Source organism: Kitasatospora sp. NPDC030952 (assembly GCF_055571335.1).
The window spans coordinates 271834-295459 of record NZ_JBVIFM010000001.1 but is presented as its reverse complement, the minus strand read 5'-3'; the positions used below and the strand labels follow the sequence as shown (position 1 = coordinate 295459).

Here is a 23626-nt window from a genome sequence, read left to right as displayed (position 1 = left end):
GTGGAGGCGAAGGCATGGAGGGGCAGCAGGCGGCTGCCGTCGCTGCCGACCCGGCGGTCGGCAGCGGCTACTTCGACGCGTACGCCGCGATGGGCCTGCTGGCCGTCATCGGGGTGCTCTTCGTGACCGTGGCGTTCACCGCCAACCGCCTGCTGCGGCCGGTGGTCTTTTCGCCGGAGAAGCTCCTAACCTACGAGTGCGGGGTCGATCCGGTGGGCGAGGACTGGGCGCACACCCAGGTCCGCTACTACGTGTACGCCTTCCTGTACGTGATCTTCGCGGTCGACGCGATCTACCTGTTCCCGTGGGCGACGGTCTTCGCCACCGCCGGGTACGGCGCCGGAACGCTGGTCGAGATGTTCCTCTTCATCGGCTTCCTCGCGGTCGGACTGCTCTACGCCTGGAAGAAGGGCGTTCTGGAATGGACGTGACACCCACCCACTCGCACGGCACCCAGGGCGGCCCCGTCCCGCTCGGCCTGCCCGACCCCGCCCACCCCGGCGCCGTCGAGCGCCGCAGCCTCGGCCCGCTGGCCCGGCTCGCGCCCGACCCGGTCAAGGTCGTGCTCAACTGGGGCCGCCGCTACAGCCTCTGGTGCTTCAACTTCGGCCTGGCCTGCTGCGCGATCGAGTTCATCGCCGCGTCCATGGCCAAGCACGACTTCATCCGGATGGGCGTCATCCCGTTCGCGCCCGGCCCCCGTCAGGCGGACCTGATGATCGTCTCCGGGACGGTCACCGACAAGATGGCGCCCGCCGTCAAGCGCCTCTACGAGCAGATGCCCGAGCCGAAGTACGTCATCTCCTTCGGCGCCTGCTCCAACTCCGGCGGCCCGTACTGGGACTCCTACTCCGTGACCAAGGGCGTGGACCAGATCATCCCGGTCGACGTCTACGTGCCCGGCTGCCCGCCGCGGCCGGAGGCGCTGCTCCAGGGCATCCTCAAGCTGCAGGAGAAGATCGCCGCCGAGTCGCTGCCCGGCCGCTACGCCGCGCCCGCGGCGGCGCTGCGCCGGCCGCTGGTGGCGGGGCCTTCCACCGATGGAGGAGTGTCGTGACCACGGCGGAGCAGTACGCGGCGTCGGTCGGGGAGTGGGCGACCGGCGCCGAGGCGTACGGGCTGATCACCGTCGACGTGCCCGCCGAGAACTGGATCGAGGCGCTCACCAACGCCCGGGACGCCCTGGGCCTGGGCTTCTTCGACTGGCTGAGCGCCGTCGACGAGCTCGCCGAGGGCTTCTCCGTGGTCGCCCACCTGGCCGCCGCCGAGACGCCGGGCGTACGGCACCTCGCCGTGCGCACCCGGGTGCCGCGCGAGAAGGCCGCGCTGCCGAGCGCCGTCACGGTGTACGCCGGGGCCGCCTGGCACGAGCGCGAGACCCACGAGATGTTCGGCATCGACTTCCCCGGTCACCCGTACCTGGCCACCCTGCTGCTGCCGGACGGCTTCGAGGGGCACCCGCTGCGCAAGGAGTTCGTGCTCGCGGCGCGGGTCGCCAAGGCCTGGCCGGGCGCCAAGGAGCCGGGCGAGTCGGACCACGGCGACGGGCCCGCCCGGCGCAAGATGCAGCCGCCCGGTGTGCCGGACCCGAACGAGTGGGGCCCGCTCAAGGGCACCCTGCCGCCGGTCGCCGAGCGGCCCGCGCGCGGTGCGCGGGCGGCCGGTGCGGCGCGTACGCCCCGGGCGGCGGGCGCCGCCGCGGCCGCTGCCGCCGGTGCGACGGCTGCCGCCGGTGCGCCGACGGCCGAGGGTGCTCCGCCGGTGCGGGCGGATCGGCCGCGGCGGACCCGCTCGGTGTCCGAGGGGTCGGCGAGCCAGGCTCCCGCCGAGGCTCCTGCAGCTCCTGCAGCTCCTGCCGCTTCTGAGGCTCCGGCTGCCGAGGGTGCTCCGCCGGTGCGGGCGGACCGGCCGCGGCGGACCCGTTCGGTGTCCGACGGGTCGGTCAGCCAGACGGCCGACGCCGACGCCGACCCCGGCACCGGCGCCGCCGAGCCGACGGCCGAGCCCGCGGCCCCGGCCCGGCCCCGGTCCTCCGACGCGCCGTGGCACAACCCGGTGCCCGCCCACGACGGGAAGCCGTCGGGCGAGCCGGGTGAGCACGAGCCGGGCGAGAAGAAGGACGAGAAGTCGGCCGGAGCGGCCGACCAGGACGGAGACGGCGCGTGAACCTGCTCGACACGGTGCTCCGCTGCGTCGCCACCCTGGTCGTCTTCCTGGTCTTCCCGCTGGTCATCGGCCAGACCGAGCACAAGGTCATGGCGCACATGCAGGGCCGGCTCGGCCCGATGTACGCGGGCGGCTTCCACGGCTGGGCGCAGCTCGTCGCCGACGGCGTGAAGTTCGCGCAGAAGGAGGACATCGTCCCGGCCGGGGCGGACCGCCGGGTCTTCCAGCTGGCGCCCGCCGTCTCGCTGCTGCCGTACCTGTTCGTGCTGCTGGCGATCCCGGTCGGCCCGGACGGCTTCGTCGGCCAGGCGATCGACGCCGGGCTGTTCTTCGTGCTGGCCGTGATGGGCGTCGGGGTGATCGGCAAGCTGATGGCCGGCTGGGCCTCGGCGAACAAGTTCTCGCTGCTCGGCGGGCTGCGCACGGCCGCGCAGCTGATGTCGTACGAGCTGCCGATGGTGCTCGCGGCGGCCTCGGTGGCGATGGCCGCCGGCACCCTGTCGCTGCCCGGGATCGTGGACGCCTGGCAGTGGTACTGGCTGCCCTGGCAGATCATCGGCGCCTTCGTGTTCTTCACGGCCGGTCTGGCCGAGCTCCAGCGGCCGCCGTTCGACATGCCGGTCGCCGACTCGGAGATCATCTTCGGCGCGTACACCGAGTACACCGGTCTGCGCTTCGCGCTGTTCCTGCTGTCCGAGTACGTGGGCATCCTGGTGGTGTCGGCGCTGACGGCGGTGCTGTTCCTCGGCGGCTGGCACGGGCCGATGTCCGACCAGCTCGGCTGGCTGTGGATGATCCTCAAGACCTTCGCACTGGCCTTCGTGGTCATCTGGCTGCGGGTCACCTACCCGCGCCTGCGCGAGGACCAGCTGATGCGCTTCGCGTGGATCGTGCTGATCCCGCTCGCGCTCGTCCAGCTGGCCCTGACCGGCATCATCAAGGTGGCGATCGCATGAGTTTTCCCGGAGCCGGCCTCGCCAAGGGCCTGGCCGTGACGCTGCGGACGATGACGAAGAAGAGCGTCACCGCGCAGTACCCCGACGTGCAGCCGGTGCTGCCGCCGCGTTCGCGCGGCGTCATCGCGCTGCTGGAGGAGAACTGCACGGTCTGCATGCTCTGCGCGCGCGAGTGCCCGGACTGGTGCATCTACATCGACTCCCACAAGGAGACGCTGCCGGCCGCCGATCCGAACGCCCGGGCCCGCACCCGCAACGTGCTGGACCGGTTCGCCATCGACTTCTCGCTCTGCATGTACTGCGGGATCTGCATCGAGGTGTGCCCCTTCGACGCGCTGTTCTGGTCGCCGGAGTTCGAGTACGCGGAGACCGACATCCACGAGCTGACCCACGAGCGGGAGAAGCTCCGCGAGTGGATGTGGACCGTCCCGGCGCCGCCGGCGCTGGATCCGGCGGCCGAGGAGCCCAAGGAGATCGCCACCGCGCGCAAGGCCGCGGACAAGCTGGCCGCGACCGCCGCGGCGGCTTCCGAGGAGAAGGGTGACGACGCGTGATCGGTGGCGCCACGCTTTTCGCGGCGACCGGTTCCCTGGAGCCGGCCGCCCGTTCGTTCCTGTCCCCGACCGGCCAGGAGATCGTCTTCCTGCTGGTCGGCATCGCGGTGTTCGGCTCGGCGGTCGTCTCGGTGACCACCAAGCAGCTGGTGCACGCCGCGCTCTGGCTGGTGGTCGCGCTCGGCGGGCTGGCGGTGGAGTTCCTGCTGCTCACGGCCGAGTTCATCGCCTGGGTCCAGGTGCTGATCTACCTGGGCTCGGTGGTCGTCCTGGTGCTGTTCGGGCTGATGCTCACCAAGGCGCCGATCGGGCGCTCGCCGGACGCCGACTCCAAGAACCGCTGGGTGGCCCTGGTCGTGGCGCTGGCCGCGGCCGGGACGCTGGTGACGCTGGTGGTCGACGCCTTCCGGACCTCCTGGATCGACCTCGGGGCGGGCGGCGGCTCGGCCGCCGTCACCGGGGCCAGCCTGTTCCGGCACTGGGTGCTGCCCTTCGAGGCGCTGTCCGTGCTGCTGCTGGCGGCGCTGGTCGGCGCGATCGTGCTGTCGCGCGGGTCCGGGCGCCGGGTGCCGGCGCCCCGGGCGGGCAAGGTGCGGGCCGGCCGGCCGGTCGGGTCGAACGGGACCGTGGCCGCGACCGCGCCGCGCGCCGCGACCCCGCCCGCAGCGGCCGTCGCGGAGGCGTCCGCGCCGGAGGCGTCCGTGCCGGAGGCGTCCGTGCCTTCCGTGCCTGAGGCGTCCGCGCCGGATGAGGAGAGCTGATGCACCTCGCCTACCCCGTCGTCCTCGCCGCGCTGCTGTTCAGCGTCGGCGTGTACGGCGTGCTCGCCCGGCGCAACGCCGTCCTGGTGCTGATGTCCGTCGAGCTGATGCTCAACGCCGTCAACCTCGACCTGGTCGCCTTCGACGCCTGGCTGCGCGACTCGCTGCACGCCGGGCAGGCGCTCACCCTGTTCACCATCACCGTCGCCGCCGCCGAGATCGGGCTGGGGCTCGCCATCGTCCTGCTGCTGTTCCGGGCCCGGGGCACCGCGGACATCGACCGGGCCACCGCGCTCGGCGACCCGGCGGAGCCGCACACCCCCGCCGAGGAGCAGCCGGTCGCAGCCGAGGCACTGAAGGGCCGGGCCACCGCATGAACCTCGCCCTGCCCGCCCTCGTCCCCGCGCTGCCCGCGCTGGGTGCCGCCGCGACCCTGGCCGTCGGCAAGAAGGCGCCCGGACTGGCCCGGCCGCTGGCGATCGTCCCGGTCGCCGTCTCGGCCGTGCTCGCCCTGGTGGTCGCCCTCCAGCTCGGCACCGGCCAGACCCTGGACGCCGCCACCCGGCTCACCCCGACCGGCGGCCCGGACATCGCGCTGGCCGTCCACCTGGACGGCTTCACCTCGCTGATCTCCGTGCTGGTCGGCCTGGTCGCCACCTGCGTCCAGGTCTACTCGACCGCCTACCTGAAGACGGATCCGCGCTACCCCTCGTACGCGGCGCTGGTCTCGCTGTTCACCGCGGCGATGTTCCTGGTCGTCTACTCGGGCGACCTGGTCGTGCTGCTGGTCGGCTGGGAGGTCATGGGCGTCTGCTCGTACTTCCTGATCGGCCACCACTGGGAGACCGCCGACGCCCGCTCGGCCTCGCTCAAGGCCTTCCTGGTCACCAAGCTCGGTGACGTGCCGTTCCTGTTCGGGATCTTCCTGCTCGGCGCGGACGCCGGCAGCTTCCGGATCCCGGACGTACTGGCGGCCGCGGGGGACGGAAAGCTCGGCCACCCGACGCTGATCGCGCTGCTGCTGCTCGCCGGGGTGGCCGGCAAGAGCGCGCAGTTCCCGCTGCACACCTGGCTCCCGGACGCGATGGCCGGTCCGACGCCGGTCTCCGCGCTGATCCACGCGGCCACCATGGTCGCGGCCGGCATCTACCTGGTGGCCCGGCTGATGCCGGTGTTCCTCCAGTCGGGCGCGGCGCTGGTGGTGCTCGCGGTGATGGCCGCCGTGACGATGATCGGCTCGGCGCTCTGCGCGCTCGCCCAGGACGACCTCAAACGGGTGCTCGCCTACTCCACCGTCGGCCAGCTCGGCTACATGGCCGGCGCGCTGGCCAGCGGCGACCGTGAGGCCTCGGTGTTCCACCTGGTCAGCCACGGCGCGTTCAAGGCGCTGCTGTTCCTGGCCGCCGGCGTGGTGATCCACGCCGCGCACACCAACTCGATCTCCGCGATGTCCCGGATCCCGGGGCTGCGCAAGCGGGTGCCGGACGCCTACTGGACGATGGGCATCGCGCTGGTCGCGCTGACCGGGCTGCCGCCGTTCTCCGGCTTCTTCAGCAAGGAGGCGGTGCTGACCGCCGCCGAGCACGCCGCCAAGGGCGAGGCGCTGACCAACGGCCTCGGCCCCGCCTCGGCGGTGCCGCAGGCGGCCGGCTGGATCGTGCTGATCTCGGCCGCGCTCACCGCGCTGCTCACCGGCGCGTACGCGACCCGGCTGTTCCTGGTGGCCTTCCACAGCCCGGCCGGGGCGGCAGCGGCGGCACCCGCGGTGCTGCCCGCCACCGACCGGGGCGTGGTGGCCGCCGACCACGAGGCCGACGCGCCGTACTCGCCGGAGCCGGACGAGGCCGACCCGGCCACCGCCGAGCCGCCCGCGATGCGCTGGCCGCTCTGGGTGCTGGCCGTCCCGACCATGGGCTTCGGCGTCGCCGGGCTGCGGTCGGACTGGCTGCCCGCCCTGCTGGACGGCGGCTCGCTGCGCCCCACCGGCGTCACCGCCGTCACCGGCACCGGGCTCGCCGTGGTCGGTGTGCTCGCCGCGTACGGCGCCTGGCGCTCGGCCACCGCGCGGGTGACCACCGGCCACCCCGCCCCGGCCGCCCTGGACCGGGTGCCGGAGCAGGCCGGCGCCCCGGCCGCCGAGGTGATCGTCGCCGACCCCGGGCGAACCCTGCTGGGCCCGCTGTTCGGCCCGGCCCGGCACGGCTTCGGTGTCGACCGGCTGTACCACGTGCTGTTCGTCCGCCCGGTGACCGCCGCCGCCCGGCTGGTCCGCTTCCTCGACCGCGAGGTCGTCGAGGGCTACGTCCAGGGCAGCGGGATCGGCGCCAACCTGCTCGGCCGGGCCGTCCGGCTCGCGCAGACCGGCAACGCGCAGACCTACCTCAGCGCGCTGCTCGCCGGCGTCGTCCTGCTGGCCGTCCTGGTGGCGGTGTAGCCGGTGCCGTTCTCCTCCACCCCCGTCCTCTCCACCGCCGCTAGGAGCCCCCGATGAATGCGGTCCTCATCGCCCTCCTGGTGCTGCCACTGCTCGGCGCCGCGCTCACCCTGGCGCCGGTGTTCGGCCCGGACCGGGCCGTCGCCGGCCGGCGGGCGCTGCGGTTGAACTCCGTGGTCACCGGCGTGGTGCTGCTGCTCTCCGTCGCCCTCGCGGCCGGCTTCGACCACGGCTCGCCGGCCCGGATGCAGGCCACCACCGACGTGGACTGGATCCCGGCCCTGCACGTGCGCCTCCACCTCGGCGTGGACGGCGTCTCGCTGCCGCTGATCGTGCTGACCGCGCTGCTCACCTTCCTCTGCGCGCTGTACTCGGAGAAACGGCTGCCGGACGGGGAGCACGTCCCCTCGCCGCAGGCCTTCGTCGGGCTGTTCCTCCTCCTCGAAGTCGGCATGCTCGCCACCTTCGCGGTGCTGGACCTCCTGCTCTTCTTCCTGGCCTTCGAGATCGTGCTGATCCCGATGTACTTCCTGATCGCCCGCTGGGGGAGCGGCGCGAAGACCCCGGCCGCCAACCGGTTCATCCTCTACACGCTGCTCGGCTCGGCCGTGATGCTGCTCGGCTTCCTGCTGATCGGCAGCAAGGCCGGCACCTTCGACATGCAGGCGCTGGCCGCCGGGCACGGTCACGGGCTGAGCCACACCACCCAGGTGATCGCCGCGCTGGCGATCATGGTCGGGCTCGCGGTCAAGGCCCCCGCCTGGCCGCTGCACAGCTGGCTCCCCGACGCGCACACCGCCGCTCCGACGGTCGGCTCGGTGCTGCTCGCCGGTGTGCTGCTGAAAATGGGCACCTACGGTCTGGTCCGCGTCCTCCTGCCGGTCGTGCCGGACGGCACCGCGACGCTCGCCCCCTACCTGGGCGCCTTCGCCGCCGTCGGCATCGTCTACGGCTCGCTGGCCTGTCTGGCGCTGGCCCGCCCCGGATCCAAGGGCGACCTCAAGCGCCTGATCGCGTACTCCTCCGTCGGCCACATGGGCTTCGTGCTGCTCGGCATCGCCTCCCTCACCCCGGTGGGCGTCAACGGCGCGTTGTTCGCCAACATCGCCCACGGTCTGATCACCGGTCTGCTGTTCTTCCTGGTCGGGGCCGTCAAGGACCGCTACGGCACGGCGGACCTCGACACCCTCTCCGGTGCCACCGGCGCGGCCCTGTACGGCCGGGCGCCCCGGATCGGCGCGCTGCTCGCCTTCGCCGCCGTCGCCAGCCTCGGGCTGCCGGGGCTGGCCGGCTTCTGGGGTGAGCTGCTCGCCATGTTCGGCGCCTTCGACCCGGCCGCCGGCCTGTCGCGCCCCGCCTTCGTCACCTACATGGTCCTGGCCGGCCTCGGCACCCTCCTCACCGCCGGCTACCTGCTGATCGTGGTCAAGCGCGTCTGCATGGGCGACCCCGCGCAGCCCGCGCCGGTGGGCGAGGTGCCCGACCTGCGCCCGTACGAGGCCGTCAGCTGGACGCCGCTGGCCGCGCTCACGCTGGTGGCCGGCCTCTGGCCGGCCCTCCTGCTCGGGCTCTCCGACCCCGCCGTCAAGCACCTCCTCGGGGGTGGCTGACCGTGCTCGCAGCCCACACCGCCGCACTCGGACCTCACTCCACGGGGCAGCACACTGTGACCTCCCTCGCCGTAGCCAACCCGGGCAGCCTGATCCAGTCCGTGGACTGGGTGGCGATCGCGCCCCCGCTGATCGCCGCGGTGGCCGCCCTCGCCGTGCTGGTCACCGACCTGTTCCTGCCCGAGCGGCACAAGCGGTGGCTCGGCCGCCTCGCCGTGGCCGGACTCGCCCTCGCCCTCATCGCACTCCTCCCCCTCACCGGGGGATCACCCCGGGCGACCTTCTGCCTCCGGAACGTAGCAGGGGCCCCTGACAGCGGAGGCTGTTCGTACGTCGCCGACCACTTCGCCCTGGTGTTCCAGCTGCTCGCCCTCGGCGGCGCGCTGATCGCGGCGCTGCTGTCGACGCACACCGTCGAGGACCAGAAGCTGCCCCGCGGCGAGTACTGGTTCCTGCTGCTCTCCAGCGCCACCGGCGCCGCCCTGCTGCCCGCCTCCCGCGACCTCGCCACCATGGTGATCGCCCTGGAGGTCGCCTCGCTGCCCGCCTTCGCCCTGGTCGCGCTGCGCCGGGACGGGCGGGGCGCGGAGGCCGCGCTCAAGTTCTTCGTCTCCTCGGTGACCGCGACCGCCGTGATGCTGCTGGGCATCGGCTTCGTCTACGCGGCCAGCGGCAGCCTGCACCTCGGCGCCGTCGCCCAGGGCCTGGAGCACGCGCCCGGCCAGCTGAAGCCGCTGGCCGAGGCCGGGGCCGTGCTGACCCTGGTCGGCTTCGCCTTCAAGGTCGCCGCCGTCCCGTTCCACTTCTGGGTGCCCGACACCTACACCGGCGCCCCGCTGCCGGTGGCCGGCTACCTCTCGGTGGTCGGCAAGGCGGCCGGCCTGTCCGGGCTCGCGCTGGCCACCACCATCGCGTTCCGCCCGTACGCCCACACCTGGGGCCTGGTGCTGGCCGTGCTGGCCGCCGTCACCATGACCGTCGGCAACGTCGGCGCGCTGCGGCAGCGCTTCGACACCCGGTACAGCGCGGTGCGGCTGCTGGCCTGGTCCTCGGTCGGCCAGGCCGGGTACCTGCTGGTGCCGCTGGCCGCGGCCGGCTACGCGCCCACCGGCGCCGACCCGCTCGGCGCGACCGCCGCGTACGCGCTGATCTACGGGGTGGTCAACCTCGGCGCCTTCGGGGTGGTCGCCGCCGTCGGCCGCCGGGCCGGGACCAGGGTGGACGACTTCCGCGGCCTGTTCGCCCGCAACCGCTGGACGGCGCTCGCGCTGGCCTTCTTCCTGCTCTGCCTGGCCGGGCTGCCGCCGGGCGTGATCGGCCTGTTCGGCAAGGTCGTGGTGTTCCGCGCGGCGGTGGACGCCGGGCTGGGCTGGCTGGCCGTGGTGATGGCCGTCAACGTGGTCGTCGCCCTCTACTACTACCTGCTGTGGACGGCTCGGCTGTTCGCCCCGGCCCCGGCCGACGCCGAGGCCGAGCAGGGGGCCGAGGACGGCGCCGAGCGGCGGCTACCGATCGGCCTGACCGCCACGCTGGGGCTCACCGCCTCGGTCGCGGTAGTGCTCTCGGTCGCCCCGCAGCTGGTCCTCCAGGTGGCCGGCGGCTCGCTGTTCTGAGCCGCCGACCGGGTGTCGCGTCGGTCACAAGGGAACAAGGTCCCGGGCCCCGCCCGTTGAGCGGGCAAGAGGGACGAGGCAGAAAGGGCTTCCCCACCGCACCACTGGAGGGCCTGACGTGCACAGCCGGCACAACGGACTGAGGACCGCCGTCCTGCTCGGTGGCCTCTCGGCGCTGATCCTGGTGATCGGCGGTTTCTTCGGCCGGACCGGCTTCGTGATCGCCCTGCTGGTCGCCCTCGGGACGAACGCCTACGCCTACTGGAACAGCGACAGGATCGCGCTGCGGGCCATGCGGGCCCGGCCGGTCAGCGAGTTCGAGGCGCCGGGGCTGTACCGGATCGTGCGCGAGCTCTCCACCTCGGCCCGCCAGCCGATGCCCCGGCTCTACATCTCCCCGACCCCGGCCCCGAACGCCTTCGCCACCGGCCGCAACCCGCGCAACGCGGCGGTCTGCTGCACCGAGGGCATCCTGCGGATCCTGGACGAGCGCGAGCTGCGCGGGGTGCTCGGGCACGAGCTCAGCCACGTCTACAACCGGGACATCCTGATCTCCTCCGTCGCCGGGGCGCTGGCCTCGGTGGTGATGTTCCTGGTGAACTTCGCCTGGCTGGTCCCGTTCGGCCGCAACGAGGACGACGACGGCCCCGGGCTGTTCGGAATGCTCGCGATCATGATCCTCGGGCCGATCGCCGCCGGGCTGATCCAGATGGCGGTCAGCCGCTCCCGCGAGTACCAGGCCGACGCCGACGGCGCCCGGATCACCGGCGACCCGCTCGCCCTCGCCGGCGCCCTGCGCAAGCTCGACGCGGGCACCCGCCAGCTGCCGCTCCCGCCGGAGCCCCAGCTGCAGACGGCCAGCCACATGATGATCGCCAGCCCGTTCCGCCCGGGCGAGGCGGGCGCGCGGCTGTTCTCCACCCACCCGCCGATGGCGGAGCGGATCGCCCGGCTGGAGCGGATGGCCGGGTACCGGCAGTAGCGGGTGGCCGGGTATCGGCAGTAGCGGATGGCCCGGTGCCGGCGGTAGCGGATGGCCGGGTGCCGGCGGTAGCGGGTGGCCGGGGGCCGGCCGTAGCGGGCAGGGGCCTGCTCGGCGCCCGGGGCCGGATCAGGCCGTCGCTTCCTGGTAGGCCGTCCGCAGTCGGTGGACGCCCTCGGCGACCTGGGCCGGGCCGTCGGCGGCGGCGTAGCTGAGCCGCAGGTGCGGGGCCGGGGGTTCGGCGGCGTGGTACGGCCGGCCGGGGGTGACCTGGACGCCGGCGCGCAGTGCGGCGGCGGCGAGGGCGCCGTCGTCGGTGCCGTCCGAGAAGCGCAGCCACAGGTGGTAGCCCCCGGGCCGGTAGGCGCCGAGCACGCCGGGCAGCTCCCGGTGCAGGGCGGCCACCGCGGCGGTGCGGCGGTCGCGCAGTTCGGCGCCGAGGGTGCGCAGGTGGCGGGCCCAGGCGGGGTCGGAGACGAGTTCCAGGGTCGCCTCCTGGAGCGGCCGGGGCACGAAGAAGCTGTCCACCACCTGGGTGGCCCGCAGTCGGGCGAGCGCCGGGCCGCGCGCGGTGAGGGCGCCGACCCGCAGGTTGGGGGAGGCGGCCTTGGTGAGCGAGCGCAGGTGCACCACCACGCCGTCCTGGTCGTCGGCGGCGAGCGGCCGCGGCAGGGCCGGGGCGTCCGCGTGGACGAGCAGCCGGGCGAAGTCGTCCTCGATCACGAAGGCCCCGGCGGCCCGGGCGATCCGCAGCACCTCCGCCCGGCGCGCGGGGGAGAGCACCGCGCCGGTGGGGTTCTGGAACAGCGGCTGGCAGACGAACACCCGGGCCCGGGTGGTCTCGAAGGCGTCGGCCAGCAGGTCGGTGCGGACGCCGTCGGCGTCGATCGGGACGGGCACCGGCCGCAGTCCGGCGGCCCGGATGACCGCGAGGATGCCCGAGTAGGTCGGCGACTCGACCAGCACCGGTGAGCCGGGGGCGGCCAGCGAGCGCAGTGCCACGGTGAGCCCGCCCTGCCCGCCGGAGGTGATCAGGACGTCCCCGGCGCCGATCGGTCCGGCGTGGCCGCCGATGTCGCGGGCGAACCAGCCGCGCAGCTCGGTGAGGCCGTCGGTGGGCGGGCGGTCCCAGGCGCCCGGGCGGCGGCCGGCCCGGGCGAGGGCGGCGGCAAGCAGCCGCTCGGGCAGCAGCGAGGAGTGCGGGTAGCCGCTGTTGAGGTCGATCACGTCCGGCGGGGGCACCCGGAGGGTGGCGAACACCGGTTCGGCCAGCAGGTCGCGCGGACCGGAGCCGGCGTTGAGCGCGACCTCCTGCCAGGAGAGGTCACCGGGCCGGGCGGCCAGGGCCGCCGGGATGCCAGGGGCCGCCGCGAAGGCCGCCGCCCGGAACACCCCGGCACCGGGCCGGGAGACCACCAGCCCCTCGGCGACCAGCACCGCGATGGCGCGGGAGACCGTGACCGGGCTGACCTGGTGGCGTTCCATCAGGGCCCGGCTGGAGGGCAGCTTTCGCCCCTCCGGGTAGCGCTCGACCTCCCGCCGCAGGCTTTCGGCGAGTTCGGCGACGCTGCTACGCTCATTCATGACGGTACAAGATAGCGCTACCCTGCCTGCGGCGATAGCACCCCGGCCCGGCGGGCCCGCCTCCGGCACCGCCCTCGCCGCCCTCGGGGTGGCCTCCTTCTCGCTCACCTTCCCGGCCACCGCGTGGTCCCTGACCGGCTTCGGCCCGTGGACCTCGACCGGGCTGCGCGGCGCCCTGGCGGGGGTGCTGGCCGGCCTCTACCTGCTGGCCTCCGCCGCTCCGCCGCCCAAGCGCCGGCACTGGCCCGGACTGCTGGTCGTCTCGGCCGGCTGCGTGCTGGGCTTCCCGCTGCTCACCACGCTCGCCCTGCGGACCTCCTCGACCGCCCACTCGGCGGTGGTCATCGGCTTCCTGCCGCTGGCCACGGCGGTGATCGCGGCGGTGCGCACCGGCCGCCAGCCGTCCCGGGCGTTCTGGGCGGCGGCGCTGACCGGGGCGGCGGCCGTGCTGGCCTTCACCCTGCTGCAGAGCCACGGCCGGCCGACCGTCGCCGACCTCTACCTGTTCGTCGGCCTGCTGGTCTGCGCGGCCGGGTACGTGGAGGGCGGGCGGTTGTCCCGGGACCTCCCGGGCGCCCGGGTGATCGCCTGGGCGGTGGTGGCGGCGCTGCCCGTGATGCTGCTGACCGCCGGGTACGGGCTGGCCGCCGAACCGGTGCACCTCGGCGCGAAGGCGCTGGCCGGGCTGGGGTACGTCGCGGCGGTCTCGCAGTTCGGCGGATTCGTGCTCTGGTACCGGGGGATGGCGGAGATCGGCGTGCCGCGGGCCAGTCAGCTGCAGCTCGCCCAGCCGCTGCTGACCCTGGTCTGGTCGGTGCTGCTGCTGGGCGAGGACCTGCCGGTGGCCGCACCGGTGACGGCGGCGGTGGTGCTGGGCTGCATCGCGGTCACCCAGCGGGCCCGTGCGTAGTGCGGGCCCGAACCCTCGCGTTGAGCCGTCCGGAGGAGTCCTCCGCTCGTTAGGATGACCCCGCGCCCCGCGTCGGTCCGGGGAGCGGCATCCGGAGGGAGTGGGCCGTCATGGCAGACGAGAGGCACGCCCCGGCGTCCGGGGACGCGCCGACCCGACGGCGCGGCCAGGGCGAGCTGGAGGCGCAGGTGCTGGCGGTGCTCCAGCTGGCGCCCGGCCCGGCGAGCGCGGGGTGGGTCCAGGAACGCCTGGAGGGCGATCTGGCGTACACCACGGTGATGACCATCCTGTCCCGGCTGCACGCCAAGAACGCCGTCTCCCGGAGCCGCGCCGGCCGCTCCTACCTGTGGCAGGCCTCGGCCGACGCCGCCGGGCTGGCCGCGCTGCGGATGCGGCGGATGCTCGACGGCGAGGCGGACCGGGACGCCGTACTCGCCAGCTTCGTCACCGCGCTGCTGCCGCACGACGAGGAACTGCTGCGGGCGCTGTTGGACGCCGCGTCCGCGGATCCGGCAGCGGACGACCGTGAGAGCTGACCCGTGGGCTTCTTCGTCTTCCTCCCGCTCATCCTGCCGCTGACCGCGGTGCCGATCGCCCGGCTGACCGAGCAGCACCTGCACCCGCGCGGCGCCGCCCGGCTGATGACCGTGATCAGCGCCGTGATGGCGGTGTGCAGTGTGCTCTGCCTCGGGCTGATCGGCGTGGTGGGCACCGCGCAGATCCCCGGCAACCCGCTGCCGGACAGCTGGTCCGACCCGGAGGTGCGGCACGCGCTGCCGTACCACGAGACGGTCGGCACGGCCGCGATGTGGCTGCTGGTGCTGGTCGGCTTCGCCTGCTGCCGGACGGTCGTGCGGCACCTGCGGGTCCGCTCCCGGGCCCGGCGGGCGCTGGTCGGGCTGCCCGAGGGGCCGGTCGAGGCCGGTGACCTCGCGGTGCTGCCGGACCGCAGCCCGTACGCCTACGCGCTGCCCGGCTCGCCCGGGCGGGTGGTGGTCTCCACCGGGATGCTGGCCGGGCTGGCCGAGGACGAGCGGGAGGCGCTGCTCGCGCACGAGCGCGCACACCTGCGCCACCGCCACCACCGCTACCTGCTGACCACTCAGCTCGCCGCCTGCGTCAACCCGTTCCTGCGGCCGTTGCAGGCGGCGGTGGCGTTCAGCGCGGAGCGGTGGGCGGACGAGGAGTCGGCCCAGGCGGTGGGGGACCGGCGGATCACCGCCCGGGCGGTGGCCCGGGCGGCCCTGGTCTCGCACGCCGCCCCGGCGCCCGGTTTCGCGGCCTTCGCGGCCCCGGCCGCCGCCCAGCCCGGCCCGGTGCCGCGCCGGGTGGCCGCGCTGCTCGGCCCGGTGCCGACGGCCCGCAACTGGCCGCCGGCCAAGACCCCGGCGGGCCTGGCGGCGATGGTCGCCGCGGCCGGCACGGCGGCCTCGGCGCTGTGCGCGCTGAACGCGGCGGTGGCGCTGCTGGTGGTGCTCAAGGCCGTCACGCCGCTCTAGGCCCTGTCCGGCCGGGCCGGGCGTTTTGCTCGCCCCGGATAGGTCCTAGCCGTCGAGGCTCTCCCGGAGCCGGCGGAACTCCGCGGCCAGCGCGTCCAGGGTGTAGTGGGCGTTGAGGCCGCTCGGGTTGGGCAGGACCCACACCTCGGTGTCGCCGATGCCCTCCGGCTGGCGCCCGATCGAGGCCTGCCGTTGGCCGAAGGCCGTCCGGTAGGCGCCGATGCCGAGCACTGCGAGCACCCGGGGCCGCAGCCGCAGCACCCGCTCGCGCAGCGCCGCGCCGCCCGCGCGCAGTTCCTCGGCGGTGAGTTCGTCCGCCTTGGCGGTGGTGCGCGGGGCGACGTTGGTGATGCCGAGGCCGAGGGCGGGCAGTTCGTCCTGTTCGTCGGGGCGGTACTGGCGTTCGGTGAAGCCGGAGCGGTGCAGGGCGGGCCAGAAGCGGTTGCCGGGGCGGGCGAAGTGGTGCCCGGTGGCGCCGGACCACAGGCCCGGGTTGATGCCGCAGAACAGCACCCGCAGCCCGGGCCCGGTGATGTCCGGGATGGTGGTGTCCTGGGCGGCCCGGAGCTGCTCGGGGGTGGGCTTCACCGGCTTGGTCGGCTTCGTCGGCTTCGGCTGTGTCATCGGTGGCGGTGTCGGCGTCGGCTTCACCGGGCCAAGTCTGCCGTGGCCGCGATCCGCGCCGTGCGGCGGTCGCGCAGCCGGCGCAGGCCGAAGACGACCACGGCGGCGTACGTCCAGCCGACGAAGACGTCCACGATGAAGTGCTCGGCGCCGTAGACCAGGGTGAACGCCATCGCGAGCGGATAGGCGACCAGCAGGGCGCGCAGCCAGGGCCGGGCGGTGGGCCAGAAGAGGAACAGCAGCATCGCCGGGTAGGCGGAGTGCAGCGAGGGCATCGCGGCGACGTCGTTGGCGAACTGGCTGCCGTTCTCCAGCAGCGAGTCGGCCTGCGGCAGGCCCATGGTGGAGATGGTCTCCCAGACCACCCGGTGCAGTGGCGGCAGGTTGCCCTGCTGGGCGACCAGCCACGGCGGGTCGGCCGGGTAGAGGAGGTAGGTGGCGAAGCCGGCGAAGGTCAGCGTGAAGTAGCAGGCGAGCAGTTGCCGGAAGCGCTGGTGGGCGCGCCGCCAGAGGACGGCGAGCAGGACGAAGACGACCAGGAAGTGGGAGAGGTAGACGGCGGTCGCGGCGTAGTCGTACCAGTGCGGTGAGCCGGGGGTGTAGAGGGCGTGCTGGATCCGTACGGTCCAGGTCTCGCCGAAGCCGAGCACCTCGTCGAAGCGCAGCTGGGGCCGCCAGTACGGGGCCCAGGGGGTGTGGGCGCCGTAGCCGCGCAGCAGGGAGTAGGCCCAGACCACGGCCATCACCGGGATCCAGTCGCGCAGCACCAGCAGGAAGCCGCGGGTGCCGTGGCCGCTGTGGACGGCGGCGGTGAGCAGGGCGCCGATCAGCCAGAGGAACACCACGTCGTTGGCGAAGGCCATGCCCTGGGTGGCCAGGAACCAGACGAAGGCGGTGAGGTAGGCCGGCCAGGCCAGCAGCCGCAGTCTCGACAGGCCGGTTCGGCGGTCGCGGTCGGTCACGGGACGCAGTCGTCCGGCCCGCACCGGGGGCGGCGGGGCCGGGCTCAGCAGCTTCGTCATGCTCACCGAAACTAGCAACGCAAGCTTGGAGGACTCTGGGTGAACTATGACCGGCTCGTAAGAAAACCGCACTGTTGGGTCAAATCTCGGCGGACGAAGGTCCCGAAACTCGGACGAACGGTTCGTCGAGTCGGCCTCGTCGGCCGGTTCAGGACACGGTGCCGAGCTCATGCGGAGTGTTGTTGAAGCGCCGTCCGCCGTTCGCCGTCACCGTGACGATGTCCTCGATCCGCACCCCGAACCGGCCGGGCAGGTAGACGCCGGGCTCGATCGAGAAGCACATCCCGGGCACCAGCGGCCGCTCCTCGCCCTCGACCAGGTACGGCGGCTCGTGGGTGGTGATCCCGATGCCGTGGCCGGTGCGGTGGATGAAGTACTCGCCGTAGCCGCCGTCCGTGATCACCCGTCGGGCGATCCGGTCGATCTCCTGGCAGCTCACCCCGGGCCGGACCGCCTCGAAGGCGGTCTGCTGGGCGAGCCGGACCAGGTCGTGCACCCTCCGCACCTCGTCCGGGACGTTCGGGCCGACGTGCACGGTGCGGGTGGTGTCGGAGCCGTAGCCGTCCTTGAGGCCGCCGAAGTCCAGCACCACGGTGTCGCCGGTGCGGATGGTCCGGTTCCCGGCCTCGTGGTGCGGGTTGGCGCCGTTGGGGCCGGAGCCGACGACGGTGAAGTCGACCTGGCTGTGCCCGTACTGGATGAGCAGTGCGCCGAGGTCGGCCGCCACGTCGGTCTCCCGGCGGCCGGCGAAGGGGACCTCCAGGATGCCCCGGTAGGCGGCGTCCGCGGCGCCGCCGGCCGCGGCCAGCCGCTCCAGCTCCTCCGGGTCCTTGACCGCCCGCAGCATCGGCAGGGTCTCGGTGAGCGAGGTGAAGGCGGTGCCGGGCAGTGCGGACTGGAGGCCGAGCAGGTGCATCGCCCAGGCGTTGTCGGAGACGCCGTACCGGCCGGCCGGCTCGAACAGCGGACCGGCGGTGGCGTACGGGTCCTCGCCGTCGGACCAGTCGAGCAGATCGACGGCCGGGGCGCCGAGCGCCTTCTCGGCGTCCGGGCGCTCCAGCTTGGGGACGACCAGCGCGGGCCGGCGCCCGGCGGTGAGGACGAGGGCGGTGAGCCGCTCGGTGATCGCGGTGGGCTGGTAGCCGCACAGGTAGGTCAGGTCGGGGCCGGGGGCGACCACCAGGCCGGCCAGCCCGGCCGCGGTCGCCTCGGCGGTGGCCCGGGCCATCCGGGCGGTGTGGTCCTCGGTGGTGAACGGACGGGGCACGGTCGCTCCTCCTGGGGCCGGCTTCACCGGACTGGGCCGGACGGACTGCGGTTCTTCGATGGTCGCCGACTTCTCGCAACCACGCCACGGTCAGCGGCTGTTGGCGAAGTGCCGGAGGAACAGCGCCTCCACGTGGGCCATCCGCCGGATCTCCGCCGGGTCGACGCTCTCGTTCGGCGCGTGGATCAGGCAGCGCGGCTCCTCGACGCCCATCAGCACGATCTCCGCCTCGGGGAAGGTGGTGGCCAGGACGTTGCAGAGCGGGATCGAGCCGCCCTGGCCGAGGAAGGACATCGGCTTGCCGTAGACCTCCTGCATCGCCTTGTCGAGCGCGGCGTACGCGGGCCCGCCGGTCCCGGCCCGGAACGGCGCACCGGCGCTCTCCCGTTCCACCTCGACCCGTACGCCCCAGGGCGCGGCGGCCTCAAGGTGGGCGACCAGGGCGTCCTGGGCGGCGCGGGCGTCGGTGCCGGGCGGCACCCGCAGGCTCACCCGGGCCCGGGCGGTGGCCGGGACGGCGGCGGCGGAGCCGACCACGGGCGGGCAGTCGATGCCGAGGACGGTGACCGCGGGGCGGGCCCAGAGCCGGTCGGCGACGGTGCCGGAGCCGGTCAGCCGGACGCCGTCCGGCACGCCGGCGTCGGTGCGGAACCGGCTCTCGTCGTACCCGGCGCCGCTCCAACTCCCCTGGCAGTCGAGGCCGTCGATCAGGGTGCCGCCGTCGGCCCCGCGCAGCGAGTCCAGCATCCGGATCAGCGCGGCGAGGGCGTCCGGGGCGGGGCCGCCGAACATGCCGGAGTGCACGTCGCCGGCGAGGGCCCGGACGCCGACCACCACGGTGACCACCCCGCGCAGCGAGGTGGTGGCGGTGGGGACGCCGACGGCGGCGTTGCCGGTGTCGCAGATCAGCAGGGCGTCCGCGTGCAACTCCCCGGCGTGCGGGGGCACGTACCGCTCCAGGCCGCCGGTGCCCTGCTCCTCGGAGCCCTCGACCACCAGCTTGAGGCCGACCGGGACGGCCTCGCCGAGCGCCCGCAGCGCGGTGAGGTGCATGACGATGTTGCCCTTGCAGTCGGCGGCGCCGCGCCCGTACCAGCGGCCGTCGCGCTCGGTGAGCCGGAACGGCGGGGACGTCCAGGTGGCGTCGTCGAGCGGGGGCTGGACGTCGTAGTGGCTGTAGAGCAGCACGGTCGGGGCACCGGGCGGCGGCGGGCGGTGGCCGACCACGGCGTGGCTGCCGTCCGGGGTCTCCTCCAGGTGGACGTCGCGCAGACCGGCCTCGGTGAAGGCGGCGGCGACCCACTCGGCGGCCTCCCGGCACTTCGCCGGCGGGTACTGCCGGGGGTCGGCGACGGACGGGATGGCCACCAGCTCGGCCAGGTCGGCCTGCGCCCGGGGCATCAACTCATCGATCCGGCGGGCGAGTTCGTCGGTCATCTGAAGCTCCTACTTGCGGACGGTGTCGCGCAGGTCGAGGTCGTCGATCCGGCCCTGGACGGCGGCGAGGCGGTCCGGGCAGTACACCGAGAGCACGATCGCCTCGGCCCGCACCGCCTCGCGGTCGGACAGCACCGGGCGCTGGCCGGGCCCGCCGGCGCCGTTGGACATCCCGTACGACCACTGCGCCTGGTTGAGCGCGTTCGCCGGGTCGGCGCAGACCGCGCCGCCGTCCTCGCCCAGGGTGCGGACGATCTGGTCCTGGGTGGGCACCGGGTAGCCGGCCGAACTCAGCCGGTCGGAGAGCTGTTTCGCCTTCCGGGCGGCCAGGTCGGTGGCGTGCAGCTGGGTGAACGACAGCAGGCCGGTGATCAGCATCGCGACCAGCAGGGCGATCGAGCCGAGGTAGATCCAGCGGTGCCGGGAGGCCATCACGCTCCTGGTCATCTCACGCACCCCCTTCGGTGCCGCGCAGCTCCTGCGCCTCCTGGGCGGCCAGCTCGGCCGCCGCCTCGGGCGAGCGCCAACCCGGCTTGCGCAGCCGCAGGAAGAGGTAGGGGATGACCAGGCCGAGCAGCAGCAGGCCGCCGCCGACGATCCCGATGTACGTCCAGACGCTGCCGCTGCCGAACTGCGAGGACGGTACGAAGCCGATCCCCATCGCGGCGGCGGAGGCGAGCAGGCCGATCACGCAGATCGGCACCAGGGCCGGGGCCCGGTAGCCGCGCGGGTGGTCCGGCTGGGTGCGGCGCAGCCGGATCGCCGCGGTGAACATCAGCAGGTAGACGATCAGGTACACCTGGGTGGTGATCACCGAGAAGATCCAGTAGGCGCTGGAGACGTTCGGGATCAGCGCGTACAGCAGGGCGATCGCGGTGGTGATCACGCCCTGGGTGACCAGCAGGTTCTGCTGGACGCCCTCCCGGTTGAGCTTCTGCAGGAAGGGCGGCAGGTAGCCCTCCTGGCGGGAGATCATCAGCAGGCCCTTGGAGGGCCCGGCCAGCCAGGTCAGCATGCCGCCGAGCGAGGCGGCGATCAGCGCCACCGCGATGACCGGGGTGAGCCAGCCGATGTCGAAGTACTGGAAGAAGGCGTCGAAGGCCTGCATCACCCCGGCGGTGAGGCTCAGTTCGCTGGACGGCACCACCCAGCTGATCGCCAGCGCCGGCAGGATGAAGATCGCCAGCACCATCGCGGAGGCGGTGAACATCGACCGCGGGAACTCGCGGGCCGGGTCGCGCAGCGAGGAGACGTGCACCGCGTTCATCTCCATGCCGGAGTAGCTGAGGAAGTTGTTGACGATCAGCACCAGGCTGGCCAGGCCGGTCCACTGCGGGAACAGGTGTGCGGTGTCCATCGGCGCGGCGGAGGCGTTGCCCTCGCCGAGGAAGACGAAGCCGAGCACGACCAGCAGGGTGCCGGGGATCAGGGTGCCGATCACCAGGCCCATCGAGGAGAGCCCGGCCACCGCCTTCGTGCCGCGCGCGGAGACCCAGACGCCGGTCCAGTACAGCACCATGATCACGACCGCGGTGTACGGGCCGTTGCTGGCCAGCCGCGGGTTCACCACGTACGCGATGGTCGAGGCCACGTACGCCAGCAGCGACGGGTAGTAGAAGATCGTCATCGCGAACTGGCACCAGACCGCCAGGAAGCCCATCGGCTTCGACAGCCCCTCCGAGACCCAGCGGTAGACGCCGCCCTCCCAGCCGGAGGCCAGCTCGGCGGAGACCAGCGCGGTCGGCAGCAGGAACACGACCGCCGGGACGAGGTAGAGGAAGACGCAGGCCAGCCCGTAGACCGCCATGGTCGGGGCCGAGCGCAGGCTGGCCACCGAACTGGTGGTCATCAGGGCCAGCGTGACCCAGGACATCCGCGGGGCGGCGGCCAGCCGGCTGGCCACCGAGCCGGTGCGCTCCCGGGTGGCCGGGCCGGCGGCGTCCCCGGGGCCGGGTGGGGGCGCGTCGGTGGAACTCATCGGTCCTCCTCCGGTACGGCCCCGGTCGGCTGCGCGGGGGGCGCGGGGGCGCCGGGGAAGGGGCCCCGGGGGTGGGCCGTACCCGGTCAGTTCACCCGGTTGCCGCGCCCGCCGCATGCGGCGGGCGGCCGTGCGGGTGACCGGCGCTCAGCCCCGTCCGGTCTGTTCGCGGACTTCGCGCTGCGGTTCGAACCGGCCCGGCCGGCCCGACTGCGGTCCCAACTCCAGGAACTCCTGGACGAGCTGACGGCGGAAGGTCCGAGTACGGCCGATGACGCCGTGGAGGTGACCCTCTTCACCCTGTTCTACGGTCTCCGCGCGGGCACGGAACGATAAATTCCGGGCCGACTGTCGGTGCGGTGGGACACGATGGCGGGCATGTCGTATGAACTCCAAGCGCTGATAGGCATGTTGGAGCTGCTGTCGGTGGCGGCGGCGGAGGTGCCGGCGGCCCGGGTGGTGCCGCTGGCGCAGGGACTGGCGCTGATCCCGGTCACCTCCGCCGTGCTGTCCGCGCTCCAGGGCGACGCCGCCGTGCCGAAGCCCGGCGGCGGGGCGGGATTCGGCTGGCACCCGGACGGCTTCGAACTCCGGCTCGCCGCCTGGTCGAAGGCCGGTCCGATCGCCTGCGTCGAGGCCGAGTACTTCGGCGGCATCGGCACCCAGCGGGCCGCCGTCTGGTCGGACGGCCGGGTCGTCCTGGGCCCGCTCACCAGCGGCGAGTTCGAGCCCGTCCCGGCCGAGGGCACCCCGATCTCCCGGGCCCTGCGGCGGCTCGGCGGGCACGTCGAGCCGGGCCGGGTGGACGAGTTCGCCTCCGTCGGACTGGGCGCGCGCCGCTGCACCGCCGACTGGGCGGCGGGCTGAACCGACGCGCCGCCGTTCGGCGTACCTGCGGTGGCTGCGTCCGGACGGCGACCGCACGGTGTGAGTCAGGCGATCTCGCCTGACTCGCACTGAGAGGAAGCAGTACCCATGCGTGCCACCCGGATGGCCGTCGTGCTGACCACAGCCCTTGCGCTGACCACGGTCGCCACGGCGTCCGCCACCGCCGCCGGCCATGGAGCCGCGGCCCCCCGTACCACCGTCTCCTCCTCCACCACTGCCGCTGCCGCCGTCCCGGTCACCCCGGTCACCGTCCCGGCGCCGCCGACCACCCTCCCGGCCGTCGACGACCCGGCACTGCCCGCCGTCCCCGGCACCCCCGCCGCGCCGGCCCTCCCCGCGCTCCCGGCCACGCCGGACCCGAGTGCGGCCCTCGGGGCGCTCGGCGACGTCGTCAAGCTGGTCACCGACCTGCTCTCGACGGTGACCTCCGCCGTCCCCGACCTCGGCGCCGTCCAGCAGCTGGTCGCCTCCCTGCAGAGCATCCTGCAGAACCTGCTCGGCGGGCTCCCGTCGGTGCCGGCGCTGCCCACCGTCCCGTCCACCGTCCCGGCCCCGCCCAAGCTGCCCGGCTCCGCGCCCGCGGGCCTTCAGGAGCAGCTGGACGCCCTGCGCGCCCAAGTGCAGGCCCTGACCGCCACCGCCCACCCCCTCCCCGCCGCCGACTGATCCACCCGCGGCCGCCCCACCAGCGGCCGCCCCCATCGCCGGCCGGACGCGCCGACGCGCACGGCCCCGCTCCCGGATCCGGGAGCGGGGCCGTGCCGTCCTGTCCCCCCTGTTCCCCGCGCGCGGGCGGGTGGGCAGGAGAAGTCGACTAGCGGTAGTTCACGTACTGGATCGCGAAGTCCAGGTCCTTGCCCTTGAGCAGCGCCTGGACGGCCTGGAGGTCGTCGCGGCTCTTGGAGCTGACGCGCAGCTCGTCGCCCTGGACCTGGGCCTTGACGCCCTTCGGGCCCTCGTCCCGGATGATCTTCGCGACCTTCTTGGCATCCTCCGTGGTGATGCCCTCCTTGATGTCCGCGAAGATCTTGTACTCCTTGCCGGACAGCTGCGGCTCACCGGCGTCCAGGGCCTTCAGCGAGAGGCCGCGCTTGATGAACTTCGTCTGCAGCACGTCCAGGATGGCGCGCACGCGCTCCTCGCCGTTGGCCTTCATCTCGATCTTCTCGCCGGAGCGGCTGATCTCGCCGCCCACGCCCTTGAAGTCGAAGCGGGTGGCGATCTCGCGGGAGGTCTGGTTGATCGCGTTGTCGACCTCCTGCCACTCGACCTTCGAGACGATGTCGAAACTGGAGTCGGCCATGGGTGTTGGTCTCCTTGATGCTCTGGCTTCACTGACAC

Annotated in this window: 24 protein-coding genes; 16 read left to right on the top strand and 8 right to left on the bottom strand. The window is 73.8% G+C overall.

Features of this window, described 5'->3' with window-relative positions; genetic code table 11:
- The first annotated feature begins 14 nt into the window (after nucleotides 1-14).
- From ACZ47G_RS01410 to htpX, 11 genes are all read left to right on the top strand, one after another.
- Nucleotides 15-431, top strand: coding sequence for an NADH-quinone oxidoreductase subunit A (locus tag ACZ47G_RS01410; protein ID WP_380460414.1), 417 nt, complete (start codon nucleotides 15-17; stop codon nucleotides 429-431).
- On the top strand, nucleotides 422-1057 hold the full coding sequence (locus ACZ47G_RS01405) for an NADH-quinone oxidoreductase subunit B (RefSeq protein ID WP_465739401.1): 636 nt from the start codon (nucleotides 422-424) through the stop codon (nucleotides 1055-1057). The genes ACZ47G_RS01410 and ACZ47G_RS01405 overlap by 10 nt, the downstream gene beginning before the upstream one ends.
- A complete protein-coding gene (locus tag ACZ47G_RS01400) occupies nucleotides 1054-2166 on the top strand; it encodes an NADH-quinone oxidoreductase subunit C (RefSeq protein ID WP_465739400.1) in 1113 nt (370 codons plus the stop codon). The genes ACZ47G_RS01405 and ACZ47G_RS01400 overlap by 4 nt, the downstream gene beginning before the upstream one ends.
- Nucleotides 2163-3122 (top strand): NADH-quinone oxidoreductase subunit NuoH, encoded by a 960-nt coding sequence (gene nuoH / locus ACZ47G_RS01395; RefSeq protein WP_380460408.1) that lies wholly within the window; start codon nucleotides 2163-2165, stop codon nucleotides 3120-3122. Before ACZ47G_RS01400 ends, nuoH begins: the two co-directional genes overlap by 4 nt.
- Nucleotides 3119-3676 carry a NuoI/complex I 23 kDa subunit family protein gene (locus ACZ47G_RS01390; RefSeq protein WP_380460407.1) on the top strand — a complete coding sequence of 186 codons (558 nt, stop codon included), beginning with the start codon at nucleotides 3119-3121 and terminating at the stop codon, nucleotides 3674-3676. The genes nuoH and ACZ47G_RS01390 overlap by 4 nt, the downstream gene beginning before the upstream one ends.
- Nucleotides 3673-4437: an NADH-quinone oxidoreductase subunit J family protein gene (locus ACZ47G_RS01385; protein ID WP_465739399.1), complete on the top strand. Its 765-nt coding sequence runs from the start codon at nucleotides 3673-3675 to the stop codon at nucleotides 4435-4437. Before ACZ47G_RS01390 ends, ACZ47G_RS01385 begins: the two co-directional genes overlap by 4 nt.
- Nucleotides 4437-4814 (top strand): NADH-quinone oxidoreductase subunit NuoK, encoded by a 378-nt coding sequence (nuoK, locus tag ACZ47G_RS01380; protein WP_465739398.1) that lies wholly within the window; start codon nucleotides 4437-4439, stop codon nucleotides 4812-4814. Before ACZ47G_RS01385 ends, nuoK begins: the two co-directional genes overlap by 1 nt.
- On the top strand, nucleotides 4811-6871 hold the full coding sequence (locus tag ACZ47G_RS01375) for an NADH-quinone oxidoreductase subunit 5 family protein (RefSeq protein WP_465739396.1): 2061 nt from the start codon (nucleotides 4811-4813) through the stop codon (nucleotides 6869-6871). Before nuoK ends, ACZ47G_RS01375 begins: the two co-directional genes overlap by 4 nt.
- 53 nt (nucleotides 6872-6924) lie before the next feature.
- A complete protein-coding gene (locus ACZ47G_RS01370) occupies nucleotides 6925-8481 on the top strand; it encodes a complex I subunit 4 family protein (RefSeq protein WP_465739395.1) in 1557 nt (518 codons plus the stop codon).
- Between the two features lie 56 nt (nucleotides 8482-8537).
- On the top strand, nucleotides 8538-10094 hold the full coding sequence (locus tag ACZ47G_RS01365; protein ID WP_465739394.1) for an NADH-quinone oxidoreductase subunit N: 1557 nt from the start codon (nucleotides 8538-8540) through the stop codon (nucleotides 10092-10094).
- 118 nt (nucleotides 10095-10212) lie between these two features.
- Nucleotides 10213-11076 carry a zinc metalloprotease HtpX gene (gene htpX, locus ACZ47G_RS01360; RefSeq protein ID WP_465739393.1) on the top strand — a complete coding sequence of 288 codons (864 nt, stop codon included), beginning with the start codon at nucleotides 10213-10215 and terminating at the stop codon, nucleotides 11074-11076.
- A gap of 129 nt (nucleotides 11077-11205) precedes the next feature.
- Here htpX and ACZ47G_RS01355 read toward each other — a convergent pair whose 3' ends face one another.
- On the bottom strand, nucleotides 11206-12660 hold the full coding sequence (locus ACZ47G_RS01355) for an aminotransferase-like domain-containing protein (protein ID WP_465739391.1): 1455 nt from the start codon (nucleotides 12658-12660) through the stop codon (nucleotides 11206-11208).
- Here ACZ47G_RS01355 and ACZ47G_RS01350 point away from each other — a divergent pair.
- From ACZ47G_RS01350 to ACZ47G_RS01340, 3 genes are all read left to right on the top strand, one after another.
- Nucleotides 12659-13570, top strand: coding sequence for a DMT family transporter (locus ACZ47G_RS01350; protein ID WP_465739389.1), 912 nt, complete (start codon nucleotides 12659-12661; stop codon nucleotides 13568-13570). The two genes, ACZ47G_RS01355 and ACZ47G_RS01350, sit on opposite strands and share 2 nt — an antisense overlap.
- A 110-nt stretch (nucleotides 13571-13680) precedes the next feature.
- Nucleotides 13681-14106 (top strand): BlaI/MecI/CopY family transcriptional regulator, encoded by a 426-nt coding sequence (locus tag ACZ47G_RS01345; protein ID WP_380460393.1) that lies wholly within the window; start codon nucleotides 13681-13683, stop codon nucleotides 14104-14106.
- 3 nt (nucleotides 14107-14109) lie between these two features.
- On the top strand, nucleotides 14110-15069 hold the full coding sequence (locus ACZ47G_RS01340) for a M48 family metalloprotease (RefSeq protein WP_465739388.1): 960 nt from the start codon (nucleotides 14110-14112) through the stop codon (nucleotides 15067-15069).
- Between the two features lie 45 nt (nucleotides 15070-15114).
- On the opposite strand, the gene mug is transcribed toward ACZ47G_RS01340, so the two are convergent.
- The 6 genes from mug to ACZ47G_RS01310 form a co-directional block, all read right to left on the bottom strand.
- Nucleotides 15115-15693: a G/U mismatch-specific DNA glycosylase gene (gene mug / locus ACZ47G_RS01335; protein ID WP_465739387.1), complete on the bottom strand. Its 579-nt coding sequence runs from the start codon at nucleotides 15691-15693 to the stop codon at nucleotides 15115-15117.
- 23 nt (nucleotides 15694-15716) lie between these two features.
- Nucleotides 15717-16715, bottom strand: coding sequence for a phosphatase PAP2 family protein (locus ACZ47G_RS01330; protein WP_465739386.1), 999 nt, complete (start codon nucleotides 16713-16715; stop codon nucleotides 15717-15719).
- Nucleotides 16716-16863: 148 nt separating this feature from the next.
- Nucleotides 16864-17943 (bottom strand): aminopeptidase P family protein, encoded by a 1080-nt coding sequence (locus tag ACZ47G_RS01325; protein ID WP_465740010.1) that lies wholly within the window; start codon nucleotides 17941-17943, stop codon nucleotides 16864-16866.
- A 129-nt stretch (nucleotides 17944-18072) separates the two neighbouring features.
- Nucleotides 18073-19419: a M20/M25/M40 family metallo-hydrolase gene (locus ACZ47G_RS01320; protein ID WP_465739385.1), complete on the bottom strand. Its 1347-nt coding sequence runs from the start codon at nucleotides 19417-19419 to the stop codon at nucleotides 18073-18075.
- Between the two features lie 9 nt (nucleotides 19420-19428).
- Nucleotides 19429-19866, bottom strand: a complete 438-nt coding sequence (locus tag ACZ47G_RS01315) for a hypothetical protein (protein ID WP_465739384.1) — start codon at nucleotides 19864-19866, stop codon at nucleotides 19429-19431.
- 1 nt (nucleotide 19867) lies between these two features.
- Complete coding sequence (locus tag ACZ47G_RS01310) at nucleotides 19868-21397, bottom strand: APC family permease (RefSeq protein ID WP_465739383.1); 1530 nt, start codon at nucleotides 21395-21397, stop codon at nucleotides 19868-19870.
- Between the two features lie 378 nt (nucleotides 21398-21775).
- On the opposite strand from ACZ47G_RS01310, the gene ACZ47G_RS01305 reads away from it, so the two are divergent.
- Complete coding sequence (locus tag ACZ47G_RS01305; RefSeq protein ID WP_465739382.1) at nucleotides 21776-22264, top strand: hypothetical protein; 489 nt, start codon at nucleotides 21776-21778, stop codon at nucleotides 22262-22264.
- A gap of 108 nt (nucleotides 22265-22372) precedes the next feature.
- The gene (locus ACZ47G_RS01300) at nucleotides 22373-22951 is read left to right on the top strand and encodes a hypothetical protein (protein ID WP_465739381.1); all 579 of its coding nucleotides are present in this window, start codon (nucleotides 22373-22375) and stop codon (nucleotides 22949-22951) included.
- Nucleotides 22952-23099: 148 nt separating this feature from the next.
- Here the strand turns inward: ACZ47G_RS01300 and ACZ47G_RS01295 are convergent, their stop codons facing one another.
- Nucleotides 23100-23588, bottom strand: a complete 489-nt coding sequence (locus tag ACZ47G_RS01295; protein WP_380461575.1) for a YajQ family cyclic di-GMP-binding protein — start codon at nucleotides 23586-23588, stop codon at nucleotides 23100-23102.
- Between the last annotated feature and the right edge of the window lie 38 nt (nucleotides 23589-23626).

Bases quoted from the DNA above. Each gene is read 5' to 3' on its own strand.
- ACZ47G_RS01410 (WP_380460414.1), top strand. From the start codon at position 15: ATGGAGGGGCAGCAGGCGGCTGCCGTCGCTGCCGACCCGGCGGTCGGC.
- ACZ47G_RS01405 (WP_465739401.1), top strand. From the start codon at position 422: ATGGACGTGACACCCACCCACTCGCACGGCACCCAGGGCGGCCCCGTC.
- ACZ47G_RS01390 (WP_380460407.1), top strand. From the start codon at position 3,119: ATGAGTTTTCCCGGAGCCGGCCTCGCCAAGGGCCTGGCCGTGACGCTG.
- nuoK (WP_465739398.1), top strand. From the start codon at position 4,437: ATGCACCTCGCCTACCCCGTCGTCCTCGCCGCGCTGCTGTTCAGCGTC.
- ACZ47G_RS01375 (WP_465739396.1), top strand. From the start codon at position 4,811: ATGAACCTCGCCCTGCCCGCCCTCGTCCCCGCGCTGCCCGCGCTGGGT.
- ACZ47G_RS01370 (WP_465739395.1), top strand. From the start codon at position 6,925: ATGAATGCGGTCCTCATCGCCCTCCTGGTGCTGCCACTGCTCGGCGCC.
- ACZ47G_RS01350 (WP_465739389.1), top strand. From the start codon at position 12,659: ATGACGGTACAAGATAGCGCTACCCTGCCTGCGGCGATAGCACCCCGG.
- ACZ47G_RS01355 (WP_465739391.1), bottom strand. From the start codon at position 12,660: ATGAATGAGCGTAGCAGCGTCGCCGAACTCGCCGAAAGCCTGCGGCGG.
- ACZ47G_RS01345 (WP_380460393.1), top strand. From the start codon at position 13,681: ATGGCAGACGAGAGGCACGCCCCGGCGTCCGGGGACGCGCCGACCCGA.
- mug (WP_465739387.1), bottom strand. From the start codon at position 15,693: ATGACACAGCCGAAGCCGACGAAGCCGACCAAGCCGGTGAAGCCCACC.
- ACZ47G_RS01330 (WP_465739386.1), bottom strand. From the start codon at position 16,715: ATGACGAAGCTGCTGAGCCCGGCCCCGCCGCCCCCGGTGCGGGCCGGA.
- ACZ47G_RS01325 (WP_465740010.1), bottom strand. From the start codon at position 17,943: ATGGCCCGGGCCACCGCCGAGGCGACCGCGGCCGGGCTGGCCGGCCTG.
- ACZ47G_RS01320 (WP_465739385.1), bottom strand. From the start codon at position 19,419: ATGACCGACGAACTCGCCCGCCGGATCGATGAGTTGATGCCCCGGGCG.
- ACZ47G_RS01315 (WP_465739384.1), bottom strand. From the start codon at position 19,866: ATGACCAGGAGCGTGATGGCCTCCCGGCACCGCTGGATCTACCTCGGC.
- ACZ47G_RS01310 (WP_465739383.1), bottom strand. From the start codon at position 21,397: ATGAGTTCCACCGACGCGCCCCCACCCGGCCCCGGGGACGCCGCCGGC.
- ACZ47G_RS01305 (WP_465739382.1), top strand. From the start codon at position 21,776: ATGTCGTATGAACTCCAAGCGCTGATAGGCATGTTGGAGCTGCTGTCG.
- ACZ47G_RS01300 (WP_465739381.1), top strand. From the start codon at position 22,373: ATGCGTGCCACCCGGATGGCCGTCGTGCTGACCACAGCCCTTGCGCTG.
- ACZ47G_RS01295 (WP_380461575.1), bottom strand. From the start codon at position 23,588: ATGGCCGACTCCAGTTTCGACATCGTCTCGAAGGTCGAGTGGCAGGAG.